Raw genomic sequence first — 14042 nt, 5'->3', positions numbered from 1 at the left:
CCAGCTTAACCACGCGCGATCTTGCGGGAGGAGGAAGCGGACCATTGTGACCAACCCCCTACGAAGTGCCGCCCGACGGGGAGGCCTGCCTCCTCCATCGCTGCCAGGAAGAGGGCGGAGTCCAGCCCGGACCCGGAGTGCACGGTCAGCTCGGTGTTCTCATCGATGCCGTGGCTGGTGAAGATCTCACGCAGTTGTGCGCCACCCAGTACCTTGCCCTCCTCATCCAGCAGGGAGGCCACGGGGATGTTCACCGCGCTCGGGATGTGACCTGCCTGGTGGTCGAAGGGCTCCCGAACACCGCGGAAGCGCTCCGGGTCGCGGCAGTCAACCAGCATCCGGTCGCGGCACCAGACGTCGATCTCGTCGATGTATAGCTCCGGCATGGACCGCGGCCGGACCTTGAAGTCCCCGCGTCCCCGGAGGGCACCGATTCCGCCGGCGACGTCGCCGCCCGCCTTCTCCCATTGGGAGGTTCCGCCGTTCAGGATCTTCACATTCTCGACGCCAGCCCAGCGCAGGATCCACCAGGCGCGAGCAGCGTAAATATTGCGACCGGCGTCATAGATAACGACGGGGCGACCTTCCGTGATGCCCCAGTTATAAAAGTTGCGCTGGAGGGCAGCCAGACCCGGCATGGGATTGCGGCCCCGGGCACGCGACGGGGTGCCGGCCAGGTGCTGGAGAGGGTTGCAGAACATCGCCCCCGGCAGGTGCTGACCCACGTAGGCTTCCCACGCGCTGTTCTCGGTTTTAGCCCAGTGGGAGTCGATGATGGTCATGCGCTCGCCGAGGCGATAGGCCTCATAAAGATGCTCACCGCTGATGAATGGGCCCGGAATTTTGGAGAAGGTATCGTGCACGCGCCGGGAAGTTGCTTGGCTCATGGTCACCATCCTAGAGATTGTGCACGCCCGAGGTTTTCATTACTCAGCCTCTTCCCCACGAGCCCCCGTGGGAGCGTCCTTCGGGCGGGCCTATCCCCCGCTCAGGCGCGCTTTCTTATATGCTTTTTAGGTTAGCTTTCTACCCTTCAAAGACTGGAGCAGTGGATGTCTGAAAACCCGTGGGAGAAGAAGCCGTCTGGCTCCGGCGACGGTCAGCCGGAGAACCCATGGAATCAGCCCTCGGATAATCCGTGGGCGCGGAGCCAGCCAGGCACCAACCAACCGAGCACCAACCAGCCGAGCGCCGACCAGCCCGCGCCGACGTCCCCCAACGCGCCGCGGGACTCGGGCAAGGAGACCACCGACCCGGACCTGCGCTCGTCGAACCCGGAGGGGGACTGGGCGGCGCTGGCGAACTCTCCGCAGCCACCGAACTACCAGCGGGGCGCGGCCTCGGCAGGGGCGGCGGCTGGCACGGCGAACTACGGTCAGAACTTCCAGCAGGGCCCCTATCAGCAAGGTTTCCAGCAGGGGCCGCCGAATGGTCAGGGCTATCAGCAAGCCCCTTACCAGCAAGGCCCTTATCAGCAGGGTGGCTACCAGCAGAGTTACGCCCAGGGGCCACAACAGCAGGCCCCTTATCAGCAAGCCCCGGAAAAGAAATCGGGCAAGGGCTGGCTGATCGCGCTCATCCTCCTCCTGATCCTCGCGCTGATCGGTGGCGGCTTGTGGTGGTTCCTCGCGGGCTCCAAGGAGGGTGGCTCCAACGATGAGCCTGTCACCGTCTACGAGACGGAGTACGAGGACGAACCCTCCTCCGAGAAGACGACCACCAAGGAGGACGACGAGGACGAAGACGAGGACACCGAGACCTCCGAGCCGGAAGATTCCAACGGCCCGAAGGCGGTCTCGTCTCCGTCCGACTACCCCTCCGGGCTGCGCTCCGACGGCTGGGAGGTCAGCAGTAACGCCCGCTGCAACTCCACCGACGAGTGGGTATACGCGGCGACCAACGGCTCCACCTACGTCTCGATCTGCGAAAACCCGGATAACGGCCGCTACTACTACCGTGGCTACAGCGACGGCATGGGCTACGAGGAGGACGTCGACATGGCTTCCGCGAACGTGGCCAGCGGCAAGTTCCGCGTCCCAGCCGCGCCGAACACCATCGTGATCGACGGCAAGACCCTGCGCGTGATTGGAGCGGACGGCAGCGAGCTGGACTCCCAGCGCCTGCCGAAGGCGTTCTATAACCCGAACTACTAAGCCGCTGCGCCCTGCATAAACACAGCGAGCAGAGGAAAAGGCCCGGCGAGCACTCAGTTTTACTGAGGGGCCGCCGGGCCTTTGGCTGTGCCGGGGCGAGGATTCACCCGCCCCGGCAGGATGCGATTACTCGCCGCGGTGGATCCAGAGGCTGTCCACGCCGTCGACCTCGTGTGGGTCCACGTCCACGCGGACGGTATCGCCGTCCCGGATCGCGCCGGAGAGCAGCTCCTTGGCCAGCGCATCGCCGATGGCCTTCTGGATCAGCCTGCGCAGCGGGCGGGCGCCGTAGGCCGGGTCGTAGCCTCGCTTGGCGAGCCAGGCCTTCGCCTCCGGGGAGACATCCAGGGTGAGGCGACGGGAGGCTAGGCGATCCGCCAGCCCACCGATCTGGATGTCCACGATGTGCTCCAGCTGCTCCTCGGACAGCGGGTCGAAGATCAGCACATCATCCAGGCGGTTGATGAACTCCGGCTTGAAGTGAGCCTTCACCGCGTCCATGATCTGCTCGTGGTTACCGCCAGCGCCCAGGTTGGACGTCAGGATCAGCATCGTGTTGCGGAAGTCCACCGTCCGTCCCTGGCCATCAGTCAGTCGGCCCTCGTCGAGAACCTGCAGCAGGATATCGAAGACGTCCGGGTGAGCCTTCTCCACCTCGTCGAAGAGCACGACCGTGTACGGGCGACGGCGCACCGCCTCGGTCAGCTGACCGCCCTGGTCGTAGCCGACGTATCCCGGAGGGGCACCGACCAGGCGGGCGACGGAGTGCTTCTCGCCGAACTCGGACATGTCGATGCGGACCATCGCGTGCTCGTCGTCGAAGAGGAACTCCGCCAAAGCCTTGGCCAGCTCTGTTTTACCCACGCCCGTGGGACCGAGGAAGAGGAAGGAGCCGGTCGGACGGTTCGGGTCGGCCACGCCGGCACGCGCGCGGCGCACGGCGTCGGAGACCGCGTTGACTGCATCCTTCTGGCCGACGACGCGGCCCGCCAGGACGCTCTCCATCTCCAGCAGCTTCTCGGTTTCTCCCTGCAGCATCTTGCCGGCCGGGATGCCGGTCCACGCGGAGACGACCTCGGCGATGGTGTCCGGGGTGACTTCCTCGGTGAGCATCATCTCCTGGTTGTCGGCCTGCGCCTTGGCCTGGGCCTGCTCGGCCTCCTCGAGGCGGCGCTCGACGTCCGGGATGCGGCCGTAGCGCAGCTCAGCGACCTTGGCGTAGTCGCCGTCGCGCTCCGCGATCTCGGAGTCTCGGCGCAGGGCGTCGAGCTCCTCCTTGATTCCGCGCAGCGAGTCGATGCTGGACTTCTCGTTCTCCCAGCGGGCGGTCAGGCCGGCGAGCTTTTCCTTCTCATCGGCCAGCTCCGAGCGCAGGCGCTCGAGGCGGTCCTTGGAGGCGGCGTCCGTCTCCTTGGCCAGGGCCATCTCCTCGATCTCGAGGCGGCGCACGATGCGCTCGGCGTTGTCGATCTCCTCCGGTCGGGAGTCGATCTCCATACGCAGGCGCGAGGCGGCCTCGTCGACCAGGTCGATGGCCTTATCCGGCAGGAAGCGGCTGGTGATGTAGCGATCCGAGAGGCTGGCGGCGGCGACCAGGGCGGAGTCCTGGATGCGCACGCCGTGGTGCACCTCGTAGCGCTCCTTGAGCCCGCGGAGGATACCGATGGTGTCCTCCGGGGTCGGCTCGCCGACGTAGACCTGCTGGAAGCGGCGCTCCAGGGCCGGGTCCTTCTCGATGTGCTGGCGATACTCGTCCAGGGTGGTCGCACCGACCAGGCGCAGCTCACCGCGGGCGAGCAGCGGCTTGATCATATTGCCGGCATCCATCGCGGAGTCGCCACCGGCACCGGCGCCGACGATGGTGTGCAGCTCGTCGATGAAGGTGACGATCTCGCCGTCGGCTTCCTTGATCTCGTCGAGGACGGCCTTGAGGCGCTCCTCGAACTCGCCGCGGTACTTCGCACCGGCGAGCATCGCGCCCAGGTCCAGGGAGACCAGCTTCTTACCCTTCAGGGACTCGGGGACGTCGCCGGCGACGATGCGGCGGGCCAGTCCCTCGACGATCGCGGTCTTACCCACGCCCGGTTCACCGATGAGCACGGGGTTGTTTTTCGTGCGCCTCGATAGCACTTGGACCACGCGGCGGATCTCCTGGTCGCGGCCGATGACCGGGTCAATCTTCCCGGCGCGGGCGGCGGCGGTGAGGTCTGTGGAGTACTTCTCCAGGGCCTGGAACTGGCCTTCCGGCTCTTCGGTGGTGACCTTGCGGTTGCCGCGCACGCTCTCGAAAGCACCACGCAGGGCGTCGAAGGTGCCGCCCAGGTTGTGCAGAATCGTGGCGGCGTCCGAGCTGCCCTTGGCGATGCCGGCGAGCAGCACCTCGGTAGAGACGTAGGTGTCGCCGAGTTCCCCGGCGAGTTCCTGGGCGGCCGTCATGGCGTTCAGGGCGTCGCGGTTGAACTGCGGATTGGCCATGCCGGAGCCCTGTGCGGTGGGGTAGCCCTCCACGAGGGACTTCGCCTGGGTCCGCACGGCGTCGGCGTTGACGCCAGCTGCGGTGAGGATCGGCTGGGTAATGGAGTCCTGCTGCTCGAGCAGGGCCACCAGCAGGTGGCCGGGACGGATGTCCGGGTTCCCGCGGTTCGAGGCGTCCTGCAGGGCGGTCTGCATTGCTTCGCGGGTCATGGTGGTTGGAGTAAAGGAGCTCATGATGTCGTGACCTTTCTGTGGTGAGGTTTGTTGCTACCTATCCTAATTGAGTTCACTAGACTCAACCACGCCAGCCTTGAGTCTATTCCACTCAACCTAAAATATTTTTTGATCCCCGGCCCACTCTTACCCTTCCCTGCCCCGGCCACGCCGCGCAGCCCCCGATGATGGCCTTGGGCTAAAGAATTATGGGACAATGAGCCCGCATCACAGCTGGCCGCTGCCTCCGCGGCAGCTGCCCAGGAAGGGAGCCCAACACAATGTCACATCACGCAGCACCCAGCGACCGCGGCTCCATTGACCTGCTCTCCCCCATCCTCAACCACCTCGGGCCCCTGAGCGCACGCGTCCGGGACATCCTCGATACCCAGGGCCCCGCGCTCGCTCCCACCGCCCAGCCAGTGCGCACCGGGGGTTTCCCAGACGCTTCCCCGAGCACGTGGTCGGATCTGAAACCAGACCAGTCCCTCCTGGCACGGAGCATCCGGGCACTACTCACCAGCCTCGGGCTAGCTCAGGACCCGGGGGATTACACCGGCGAATACCCCCACCAGGAAGCCGATTTCCTTCTTGCCCTCGGCCACGACCTGCGCAAGCACGGGCTGGAGGCCGAGCACTACGGTGCGCTCGCCCGGGCACTCGGCCACGCGGGGGCCGACGTCCTGACCCTGGATGAGCAAGCACAGGCCACGCTGGAGGATGCCGCAGACCTAACCTGCCACCTGCTCGCCCTCGGCGCCCAGCGCAGCACCGCGACCGCGACGCGCACCGCCGAGGTTCTCGACGTGGCGGAAGCCTACCCCGGTGACGAGGAGACCGGACGGCCCGCGATCGGCGTCATTCGCGTGCAGGAAAACTCACCGCAACCCTGGTGGACCGGGCAGTACCTGGACATCCGTACCCCCTACGGCGACACCCAGTGGCAATACCTGCACCCCGCCACGCCCGCGAACCCGGACGGGCTGATCGAGTTCCACGTGCGCGGGGACACCGAGGCCCGGCGCGCAATCCTCGCGCAGGCCCAGGTCGGTGATCAATGGGCGCTCGGGGCGAGCTACGGCTTCCTCAGTGTGGATGCGGAGGACGAGCGCCCGGTGTGCATGATTGCGCAGGACACAGGCCTGGCTCCACTGCGGGCCCTGCTGTTGGAGCTCGCGCAGCGGCCCGAACCACCGGAGACCGCGCTGTATGTCGGAGCGGGTAGCGTCGCCGAATTCTACGAGCTTCCCAGCCTGCTGGGCTTTGCGCGCGCCTGGGACTGGCTGCGGGTGGTGCCCGTGGCGGCGGAGGCGGCCGGGGTGGAGGAGCTGACGGGGACGTCGGCGGAGCTCGATGGACTGCTGCGGGTCGGCCATGCCGTGAACGCCGCCATCCGGGACGGCGCGTGGCAGGGCGCCCGGGTGCTCGTCGCCGGGAGCCACGCGCAGGTCACCGCGAGCGTGGATGCGCTGCTGGCAGCGGGCGCGGATTCCGAGCAGCTCAGCGTGGATGGGGCTTAGGCTAGTCCTCTGGCTCGATGTGGATCGTCTCGGTGATCTCGCGGTCGAGGTTGTGGCCGCCGAGGATCGGCAGGCCCTTGCGGACGTGATCCACGGAATTCGGGTCGATATCCACCGTCAGCACCTGGGCGGCGTAGCCGGTCTCCGCGAGCTTGGCCCCCTGCGGGCTCACCACCACGGAGTGCCCGATGCCGGTGGGGCCTTCTGGCTTGCCGTAATCCTCGGGGCTGCCGGGGCGGGCCATACCAGCGGCCACGAGGTAGGAGCTGGAGTCCAGGGCCCGTGCTGAGGTCAGCGCACGCCACTGATCGAGCTTGCCCGGCCCATCGGCCCAGCTGGTGGGCACGACGATGACCTTCGCACCGGACTGCGCCAGGGCGATGAAGTGGCCGGGGAAGCGGATGTCGTAGCAGGTGGCCAGGCCGATCTTCACGCCGTTGAGCTCAAAAGTCACGCGACGGTTGCCAGGACGCACGGTGGCGGACTCCTGGTGGCCGAAGGCGTCGAAGCAGTGGATCTTGTCGTAGCCCGCGAAGATTCCCGGCCCCGCAACCAGCAGGGTGTTGGTCACGCGGCGGAACTCCTGGATGCCACCGCTATCATCCGGGCGCTCGGTGGACAGCTCCCCATTGGGCAGCCGGAAAACCGTATCCGCCGGGGTGAACATGCCCACGACGGCGACGATCCCGTGCTCCTCAGCAGTGGCCTTGATGGCCCGACCGAAGGGACCGTCGAGGGGTTGAGCGACCGTGTCGAGGCGCCCAGAATCGAAGGGAAACATCGCAGCCTCGGGGAAAACCACGAGGTCAGCACCGTTCTGCGCGGAGCCAGCGATGTACTTCCGGATGAGGGCGAGGTTCGCCTCAACATCCGGCTGGGCGCTCATCTGGATCACGGAGATTCGCATGCCACCAGGGTAACGAGAAACCAGCCCCCGCGCTGCCGCTCGGAGCGAATAGGTCTGGGGTACTTCCGCGGCCACTGTGGATATCCCCGACGTGGCTATCCACAGAAATCTCTCTTGGGGCCGCAACCCCTATGACTTCCCCGCCGGCGGTGTTTTCCTAAACGCACCGGCCACAGGCGGCAAAGCAGACCCGCCACCAGGCCACCGAACACGAAGGGGGAACAATGCCAGAGACCACCACGCTCGCACCGGGGATCGAGCAGATCCTCGGCCGCATCGGAGACACAGTATCCAGCACGGCAAACCAGACTGCCGAAGATGTTGTGCAGGCGGGGGCCGAACGCGCCCGGTTGGGGCTCACCAACCATGCAGAACTCACGGACCAGGTGGAGGGCAGCCTGCGCGGGCTCTCCTCCCCCGACCCCGGTGGCCAGTCCGGCGAGCCACTCGAAGCAGGAAACAACAAGACAGAGCTGAACTACGGCGACGTCCTCAACCTCGACCCCATCGCCCTGGAGCACGTCCTCATGGCTAGCGAGAAACTCCACGCGCAGACTTCCGAGCAGGCCGGAAGGCTCAGCCCAGGGCTGATTCCCGGTCCCGGGCCACGCATGGGCACGGCAGTGGAACTCGCCAACGCCGCCGTCCCCGTCGCCCTGCGTTCCCAACTGGATCAGTGGCAGCGGATGTGCGCCGATATCTCGTCTTTTAAGGACGCCAACACCGCGGCCGATTCGGTGGCTGCACGGTGCCTGGCTCCCACCGGTGGAGGTGAGCTGCCATGAGCGGGGTGACGGTTCCCGCGGTGGAGCACGCCGCCACCGGCGAGATTCTTGAGCAGGCACGTACCTGGTCGGATGCCGGCAATCACATCTCCGAACTCGCCGCGCAGTGCAGGGGCCTGGGGATGACCGAACCGGAGGTGTGGCAGGGCGCGGCGGCGGACGCGGCACACCACCGGCTGAGCACCGCGCTCACACAGGCGGACTCCACGGGCTGGGCAGCCGGCCTGTGCGGCACCTCGACCAGCGGCTACGCCCGGACACTGCAGATCGCTCAGGGCATCCTCAAAGCGCTGCGTTGGGTTGAGCCCATGATCCGCATCGACAGTGCTGGTGTGGCGCGCACGGAGGTTCCCGCACTTCAACCCCTGACCGGTCCGCTCACCGGCATCGCGCAGTCCGCGCTCACACTGGTGCGGGCGGTCGACGCTGCGACCGGATCCGCCGTCGATGCACTCGCCTCCCATGTCCGCCCGGTACCCGTGGTCGGCTGGGGCGGGGCCGAACCAGGTGGGGCGGCCGTGATGCCCGCCCAGAGCATCAACCTGCCCTACGGCACCGCAACCGTGGTCGGCGATGTGGCCAGCGCAGATCGGGTCATCACCCTCGTCGGCGGGGTGGGGTCCCGCGGGGACGCCGCCAAAGCGAAGCAGGTGCGCTTCGCCCAGCAACTCGCCGGGGAAAAGGTCGCGGTGGTGTCCTGGAACGGCTACCACGCCCCCAGCAACCTGATCAGCGGCGCCAGTGGGGAGCTCGCCACGACGGGTGGCGCCCGGCTGCGGGCCTTCCAGGACAGCCTGCGCCGGATTAACCCCGACGCCACGCTGCACGTCAGTGGCTATAGCTACGGCTCCGTCGTCGTCGGTCAGGGCGCGGCCGACGGCCACCTCGACGCCGACCGCATCACCTTCCTCGGCAGCCCCGGCGTCCCCGTCAACCACACCAGCGAGCTGCGGCTCAACCCCGGCGCTCGGGTCGAGGCCTACACCGAACCCGGCGACCTCATCGAAAACATCAGCTCCGCCGCCACCGTTGGGAAGCTGGCGTCCGACCCCGCCGCCGTCCTCCCGAAGAACCAGGGCATCCACGGAGCCGACCCCACCTCCCCACTTTTCGGGGCCGATGACCTCCTGAAGCCGGGCGGCAGTGGCGAGCGTGCTGGCATTTCTCGGCTATTGGAGTACGGGATCGACCGGGTCGACGACGCGCGGCTGGCCCTTAGTGGAGAGACGAGTTCTCACAGCGCTTATTACAACGACCCGGCGGTGGTGGCAGCCCTCCGCGAATAAGCGCCTCACCAGGGGATACCCCCTTTTTGATTTTATTCGCGTCGGTGCTTTCTTCGCTGTAGCCTACGAAAGATGAAGACTAACGCTCAGCCGTCCACCCCGGAGGTCTTGGTCGCCGACGACCCGCGCACCGTCCGGCTTGGCACCCTTGTCAGTTTGATCATTGGCAGCGCTGTGGGCGCCGGCATCTTCGCCATGCCGCAGAACATCGCGCTGGTGGCCTCCCCAGGCGCGGCGATGATCGGCTGGATCATCACCGGCCTCGGCATGCTGTGTGTGGCCTATGTCTTCCAGGCTCTCGCGCAGCGCAAGCCGCACCTCGACTCGGGCGTGTACAGCTACGTGCGCGCCGGGCTGGGTGACTTCATTGGTTTCGCCTCGGCGTGGGGTTATTGGCTGGGCACGATCATCGCCCAGGTGGGCTATGCGACCCTATTCTTCAGCTCGCTGGGCTTCTTCTTCCCCATCTTCGGTGGCGATCACCCCTTCGTTCAGTCCCTCGCGGTCTCCGCGCTGACCTGGACGATCTTCCTGGTGCTCTCGCGCGGCGTGCGCCAGGCGGCGATCATGAACGTGGTCGCCACGGTCGCGAAGATCCTGCCGATCATTGCCTTCCTCGTGCTGGTTGCCTTCGTGGGCTTCAAGCCGGAGGTCCTCACAACGGACTTCTGGGGTCAGGCCGCTTCTTTCGGTGAGGATGGCAACCAGGTCAGCACCCTCACCGACCAGGTCAAGGGCATGATGCTCTTCACCGTCTGGGCGTTCATCGGTGTGGAGGGTGCGTCCACCTATTCCAAGCGGGCGCGCCACCGCAAGGACGTCTCCCTGGCCACCCTGCTGGGCTTCCTCGTTGTCTTCCTGCTGCTGGTGCTCGTCAGCTTCCTGTCCTTCGGCGTGGCCAGCCGCGAGGAGCTCGCCGCGATGGGTGATAACTCGATGGCGGAGGTCCTGGAGCTCGTCGTCGGACCGTGGGGCGCGGGCCTGATCTCCATCGGCCTGTGCATCAGCGTGCTGGGAGCCTACGTCTCCTGGCAGATGCTGTGCGCCGAGCCGATCATGCTGATGGCCCAGGATGGCCTGCTGCCAAAGTTCGTTGGTAAGACGAACCCGAAGGGCGCCCCGGTCACCGCCCAGCTGTTCTCCGCGGTGATCATCCAGGTGTTCATCGTGATCTTCTACCTCAACGAGTCCACGTACTCCACGATGGTGCAGCTGGCAACCTCGCTCTACCTGCTGCCTTACGTCTTCAGCTCGCTGTACCTGCTGTTCCTGGCCACCCGCGGCGCGGGCATCGCCCACCCGGATGCCGGCCGCCTGTTCAACCTCTCCGGCCCGGAGATCCCGAAGTCCACCAACCGGGTTCACCTGCTGCTCGGCGGGGTGGCATTCATCTACTCGCTGTGGCTGCTCTACGCCGCCGACCTGCGTTTCGTGCTGTTGGGAACGCTGCTGGTGATGCCGGGCATGATCATCTACATCTTCACCCGCATCTCCGCGAACGAGCGGATCTTCAACGCCTTCGAATGGCTGATCGCTGCTATCGTGACTATTTCTTCTATCGCGGGGCTCTGGCTCATCCTCACCGGAGAGATCACGCTCTAAACCGCCAATAATGAACTTCAGGCCCGCTGCCCCAAGGTAGGGAGCGGGCCTGAAACGTCTCACTGGCGGGCTGGCTAGACATACCGCTAGCGCTTGCGCCGCTGCTCCCATAGCACCACTGCGGTGGAGCGCGGCACGTGCACGATCTCGCCGCGGCTGCGGCCCCGCGATTCGCCTCGGGCATTGGCGAGCTGCTGGCGCAGCACCGCATTTTCCTGCTGTGCAGCCTGCAACTGTTCCTCCAGCTCGATGATGCGCTGGATGCCCGCGAGGTTCACGCCCTCCTCGTGGGAGAGCCGCTGGATCTCCAGCAGCTGGGCGATATCGTCCCGGGAGTAGCGCCGCCCGCCACCACGGGTGCGCTGTGGGGTGACCAACCCCATGCGGTCGTAGGTGCGCAGGGTTTGGGCGTGCATGCCGGTGATCTCGGCGGCCACGGAGATCACGAAGACCTCCTGCTCCTCCCCCTTGCTTCTGGCCCCGGCCGTACCAGCCTCCGGCCCGGCCTGCTCATTCGGGCCCTGCTTCTTGCTTGCCTCAGACATTGGCTTTCACCTCCACTTCCTGGCTGTTAGTCCCGACCGGCCCAGTTGGCACGAGGGTCGAAGCCGGAGCGCTTCTCCTCCTCGGCGTAACTGCGCAGGGCGCTCATCGCGCCTTCGTCGAGGTTGTTCGGGATCTCCACCTTCACGGTGACCAGCAGGTCGCCGCTGTTGCCGTTGCGCTTGTGGACGCCGCGTCCCCGCACCCGGAGGGTCGTGCCGTCCGCGGTGCCCTGTGGGATGCGCACGCGCACCTTCGAGTCCAGGGTCGGGACGGTGACCGCCCCACCGAGGACGAGTTCGGTGTAGCTGACCGGGACGGTGAGCTGCAGGTCGTCGCCGCTTCGGGTGAAGACCTTGTCGGGCTTGACGTGGACGGTGACGAAGAGGTCGCCGGAGGGCTTGCCACGTTCGCCTGCGGCACCCTGCCCTGCCAGGCGGACCTTCTGGCCGTCGACCACGCCGGCCGGCACGCGGACGGTGATGGTGCGGGGGCGGTGCTGCTGGCCGGTGCCGGAGCAGTCCGGGCACGGATCCTCGATGCGGGTGCCGGTGCCGGAGCAGTCCGGGCACGGCCGGGAGAACCCGAACGCGCCCCGGTCCTCGGAGACCAGCCCGTTGCCGCTACAGGTCCCGCAGGTGCGCGGGCTGGTGCCGGGCTTCGCGCCGGAGCCGTGGCAGTTGGTGCAGGGGGCCGCGCTGGTGAGCCGGATGGGCACGGTCACGCCCTTGGTGGCTTCCCGGAATTCGAGGGTGATCTCGGTTTCTACGTCCGCGCCCCGGCTGCGCTTGCGTTGGCGCCGTCCGCCACCGCCGCTGAAGCCGCTAAAGCCGCCGCCTCCGCTGTTTGCGCCGCCGAAGACGTCACCGAAGATGTCCGAGATATTGAATTCCTCGCCCATCCCGGTGCCACCGCTAAAGCCGCCGAATCGGCCGCCACCGCCGCCGAAGCCGCTAAAGCCACCTGGGGTACCACTAAAGCCGCCGCCCATACCGCCGGAGGCGACCATGGACTTCAGCTCGTCGTATTCCTTGCGCTTCTCCTTATCACCCACGACAGAGTAGGCCTCGGAGGCTGCCTTAAAGCGGTTTTCAGCTGCGGTATCCCCGGGGTGTTTATCCGGGTGGTTATCCCGCGCGATCTTGCGGTAGGCCTTCTTAATCTCCTCAGCGCTGGCGCTGTCGCTCACACCGAGGTCTTTGTAATAGTCCTTGTCTATCCATTCACGGTTCATTGTCTTCTGCCTTCGTTCTCATCTGCTGTTTTTCTAAATTTTTTGCGCTATTGCGCGATGCCGTTCGGCGCTGCTCAGGGCACGCCCCGCAACTCAACCTTGAGTCTACCGCGCTGAACTTTGCGCTTCCATTCTGCCTCAACGATTCTGCGGGCAAAGTATTCCTTCTTCTGGGGTTTTCCGCCCGAGCGGTTAGGCTGGAGGATATGACCTCTCGGAAGCCCAATTGGTTTGAACGGCTCTTCGGCCAACCCGCCGCCGCCAGCGGTGCGGAAAGCGCCCCGGTCCAGCAGCCCGACGCTGCTGCTTTTCCGGACGCCGCGAGCTTGAATGGCGAGTCGGAGGGCTCCCCCGCGGCCCCGCAGGGCGTCACCCCGCAGGCCCCCACCGAGGTCCCGGTTTCCCAGATGCGTGATGCGGATTTTTATGCCGCGATGCGCGTGCGCTTGGCGCCGGTCAAGAAGGAGCTGGGCGTGGCGCCGAAGGGATCCTTCCAGTTCGATAAGGACTCCCCCGTCCGCCCCTACGCCGATGACCTCATCGTGCGCCTCTGCCTGGACCGCCCCGGCGGGATCCGAGCGCTCACGGAGCGCGACCTCGACGACCGCGGCCTGGTGGAGCACCTCTACCGGATGGGATACCGCAATCTGTGGCAGGACCTCATCGAGTCCGACCTGCGTTTCCGGGAGATGCGCTCGGATTCGGGCGTTCTGCCCCACGATGGCGAGCAGGACCCGGAGATGGTGTGGTCCATCGATTCCAGCTCCTATTACGCCGGCTCTGCCCCGCTGTTCTTGGAGGAGCTTTTCGCCCGCCATCGCCCCGATGTGGACTTGAGCTCGGGCATCATTTTCGCCAGCCCGCACCGCCACCTGACCTTGGCGCGCGAGGTCACCAATGGCAATGACCTGATGGGCTCGATCGGCCTGATGGCCACGATGGCCGCGGAGCAATACAGCTCGAAGCCGGGCCAGATCAGCCCACGCCTACACCTGCTGCACATGGGTGAGGTCACCACGTTCACGGACGTGGTGTGGGGAGATAAGGATCGCCAGGTGGAGATCCAGGTCAAGCCCACCCCGTACCTGATGGGCCGCATCAGCGATGGCCTGGACGGTGACGGCGGTTTCGGTTTCGGTGGACCAGGCGGCCCGAGCGACCCAGGACCAGGTGGCCCCGGCCTCTAGCCCCTTCCTCCAGGCCGACCGGTGGCGTCCAAAAAACTAGTCGCCCTAGCGCGCAGCCCCGCCCCCGCCCCTAGCAAAACCGCAACACGAAAGGCCCCCGCCCAGTGAACTGCTCCCCATTAGTTGGACTGAGAAAT

11 protein-coding genes are annotated in these 14042 nt (G+C 66.3%); 6 read left to right on the top strand and 5 right to left on the bottom strand.

From position 1 onward, the window contains the following. Window positions 1-5: 5 nt before the first annotated feature. Window positions 6-887 (bottom strand): sulfurtransferase, encoded by an 882-nt coding sequence (locus tag HMPREF3088_RS08500; RefSeq protein WP_070759526.1) that lies wholly within the window; start codon window positions 885-887, stop codon window positions 6-8. A 165-nt stretch (window positions 888-1052) separates the two neighbouring features. On the opposite strand from HMPREF3088_RS08500, the gene HMPREF3088_RS08495 reads away from it, so the two are divergent. Next, on the top strand, window positions 1053-2153 hold the full coding sequence (locus tag HMPREF3088_RS08495) for a hypothetical protein (protein ID WP_070759406.1): 1101 nt from the start codon (window positions 1053-1055) through the stop codon (window positions 2151-2153). A 126-nt stretch (window positions 2154-2279) separates the two neighbouring features. Here the strand turns inward: HMPREF3088_RS08495 and clpB are convergent, their stop codons facing one another. Beyond that, window positions 2280-4862 (bottom strand): ATP-dependent chaperone ClpB, encoded by a 2583-nt coding sequence (gene clpB, locus HMPREF3088_RS08490; protein WP_070759404.1) that lies wholly within the window; start codon window positions 4860-4862, stop codon window positions 2280-2282. A 260-nt stretch (window positions 4863-5122) separates the two neighbouring features. Here clpB and HMPREF3088_RS08485 point away from each other — a divergent pair, with 260 nt between their 5' ends. Beyond that, window positions 5123-6361 (top strand): flavohemoprotein, encoded by a 1239-nt coding sequence (locus HMPREF3088_RS08485; RefSeq protein WP_070759402.1) that lies wholly within the window; start codon window positions 5123-5125, stop codon window positions 6359-6361. Between the two features lies 1 nt (window position 6362). On the opposite strand, the gene HMPREF3088_RS08480 is transcribed toward HMPREF3088_RS08485, so the two are convergent. Beyond that, window positions 6363-7268 carry a carbon-nitrogen hydrolase family protein gene (locus HMPREF3088_RS08480; protein WP_070759400.1) on the bottom strand — a complete coding sequence of 302 codons (906 nt, stop codon included), beginning with the start codon at window positions 7266-7268 and terminating at the stop codon, window positions 6363-6365. 224 nt (window positions 7269-7492) lie between these two features. On the opposite strand from HMPREF3088_RS08480, the gene HMPREF3088_RS08475 reads away from it, so the two are divergent. The 3 genes from HMPREF3088_RS08475 (at window position 7493) to HMPREF3088_RS08465 (ending at window position 10941) form a co-directional block, all read left to right on the top strand. Continuing rightward, entirely contained in the window at window positions 7493-8053 is a 561-nt protein-coding gene (locus tag HMPREF3088_RS08475; RefSeq protein WP_070759398.1) for a hypothetical protein, read from the top strand. Beyond that, window positions 8050-9339: an alpha/beta hydrolase gene (locus tag HMPREF3088_RS08470; protein ID WP_070759396.1), complete on the top strand. Its 1290-nt coding sequence runs from the start codon at window positions 8050-8052 to the stop codon at window positions 9337-9339. The genes HMPREF3088_RS08475 and HMPREF3088_RS08470 overlap by 4 nt, the downstream gene beginning before the upstream one ends. A 72-nt stretch (window positions 9340-9411) precedes the next feature. Next, window positions 9412-10941, top strand: a complete 1530-nt coding sequence (locus tag HMPREF3088_RS08465) for a basic amino acid/polyamine antiporter (RefSeq protein WP_070759394.1) — start codon at window positions 9412-9414, stop codon at window positions 10939-10941. Window positions 10942-11027: 86 nt separating this feature from the next. On the opposite strand, the gene HMPREF3088_RS08460 is transcribed toward HMPREF3088_RS08465, so the two are convergent. Together HMPREF3088_RS08460 and dnaJ are read right to left on the bottom strand one after the other, a co-directional pair. Further along, on the bottom strand, window positions 11028-11486 hold the full coding sequence (locus HMPREF3088_RS08460) for a heat shock protein transcriptional repressor HspR (RefSeq protein WP_070759392.1): 459 nt from the start codon (window positions 11484-11486) through the stop codon (window positions 11028-11030). A 26-nt stretch (window positions 11487-11512) separates the two neighbouring features. Continuing rightward, window positions 11513-12718 (bottom strand): molecular chaperone DnaJ, encoded by a 1206-nt coding sequence (gene dnaJ / locus HMPREF3088_RS08455; protein WP_070759390.1) that lies wholly within the window; start codon window positions 12716-12718, stop codon window positions 11513-11515. A gap of 206 nt (window positions 12719-12924) precedes the next feature. On the opposite strand from dnaJ, the gene HMPREF3088_RS08450 reads away from it, so the two are divergent. Continuing rightward, complete coding sequence (locus tag HMPREF3088_RS08450; protein ID WP_246818133.1) at window positions 12925-13905, top strand: hypothetical protein; 981 nt, start codon at window positions 12925-12927, stop codon at window positions 13903-13905. Window positions 13906-14042 lie beyond the last annotated feature (137 nt).

Origin of the sequence: Corynebacterium sp. HMSC22B11 (assembly GCF_001815965.1) — a bacterium.
Lineage (GTDB): Bacteria > Actinomycetota > Actinomycetes > Mycobacteriales > Mycobacteriaceae > Corynebacterium.
The sequence above is the reverse complement of the archived record's forward strand: the minus strand, read 5'-3'. Positions and strand labels throughout refer to the sequence as shown.

Excerpts from the sequence above, each read along its gene's own strand:
- HMPREF3088_RS08495 (WP_070759406.1), top strand. The coding sequence starts at position 1,053 with ATGTCTGAAAACCCGTGGGAGAAGAAGCCGTCTGGCTCCGGCGACGGT.
- HMPREF3088_RS08470 (WP_070759396.1), top strand. The coding sequence starts at position 8,050 with ATGAGCGGGGTGACGGTTCCCGCGGTGGAGCACGCCGCCACCGGCGAG.
- HMPREF3088_RS08460 (WP_070759392.1), bottom strand. The coding sequence starts at position 11,486 with ATGTCTGAGGCAAGCAAGAAGCAGGGCCCGAATGAGCAGGCCGGGCCG.
- HMPREF3088_RS08450 (WP_246818133.1), top strand. The coding sequence starts at position 12,925 with ATGACCTCTCGGAAGCCCAATTGGTTTGAACGGCTCTTCGGCCAACCC.
- HMPREF3088_RS08500 (WP_070759526.1), bottom strand. The coding sequence starts at position 887 with ATGAGCCAAGCAACTTCCCGGCGCGTGCACGATACCTTCTCCAAAATT.
- HMPREF3088_RS08475 (WP_070759398.1), top strand. The coding sequence starts at position 7,493 with ATGCCAGAGACCACCACGCTCGCACCGGGGATCGAGCAGATCCTCGGC.
- HMPREF3088_RS08465 (WP_070759394.1), top strand. The coding sequence starts at position 9,412 with ATGAAGACTAACGCTCAGCCGTCCACCCCGGAGGTCTTGGTCGCCGAC.
- HMPREF3088_RS08480 (WP_070759400.1), bottom strand. The coding sequence starts at position 7,268 with ATGCGAATCTCCGTGATCCAGATGAGCGCCCAGCCGGATGTTGAGGCG.
- dnaJ (WP_070759390.1), bottom strand. The coding sequence starts at position 12,718 with ATGAACCGTGAATGGATAGACAAGGACTATTACAAAGACCTCGGTGTG.
- HMPREF3088_RS08485 (WP_070759402.1), top strand. The coding sequence starts at position 5,123 with ATGTCACATCACGCAGCACCCAGCGACCGCGGCTCCATTGACCTGCTC.
- clpB (WP_070759404.1), bottom strand. The coding sequence starts at position 4,862 with ATGAGCTCCTTTACTCCAACCACCATGACCCGCGAAGCAATGCAGACC.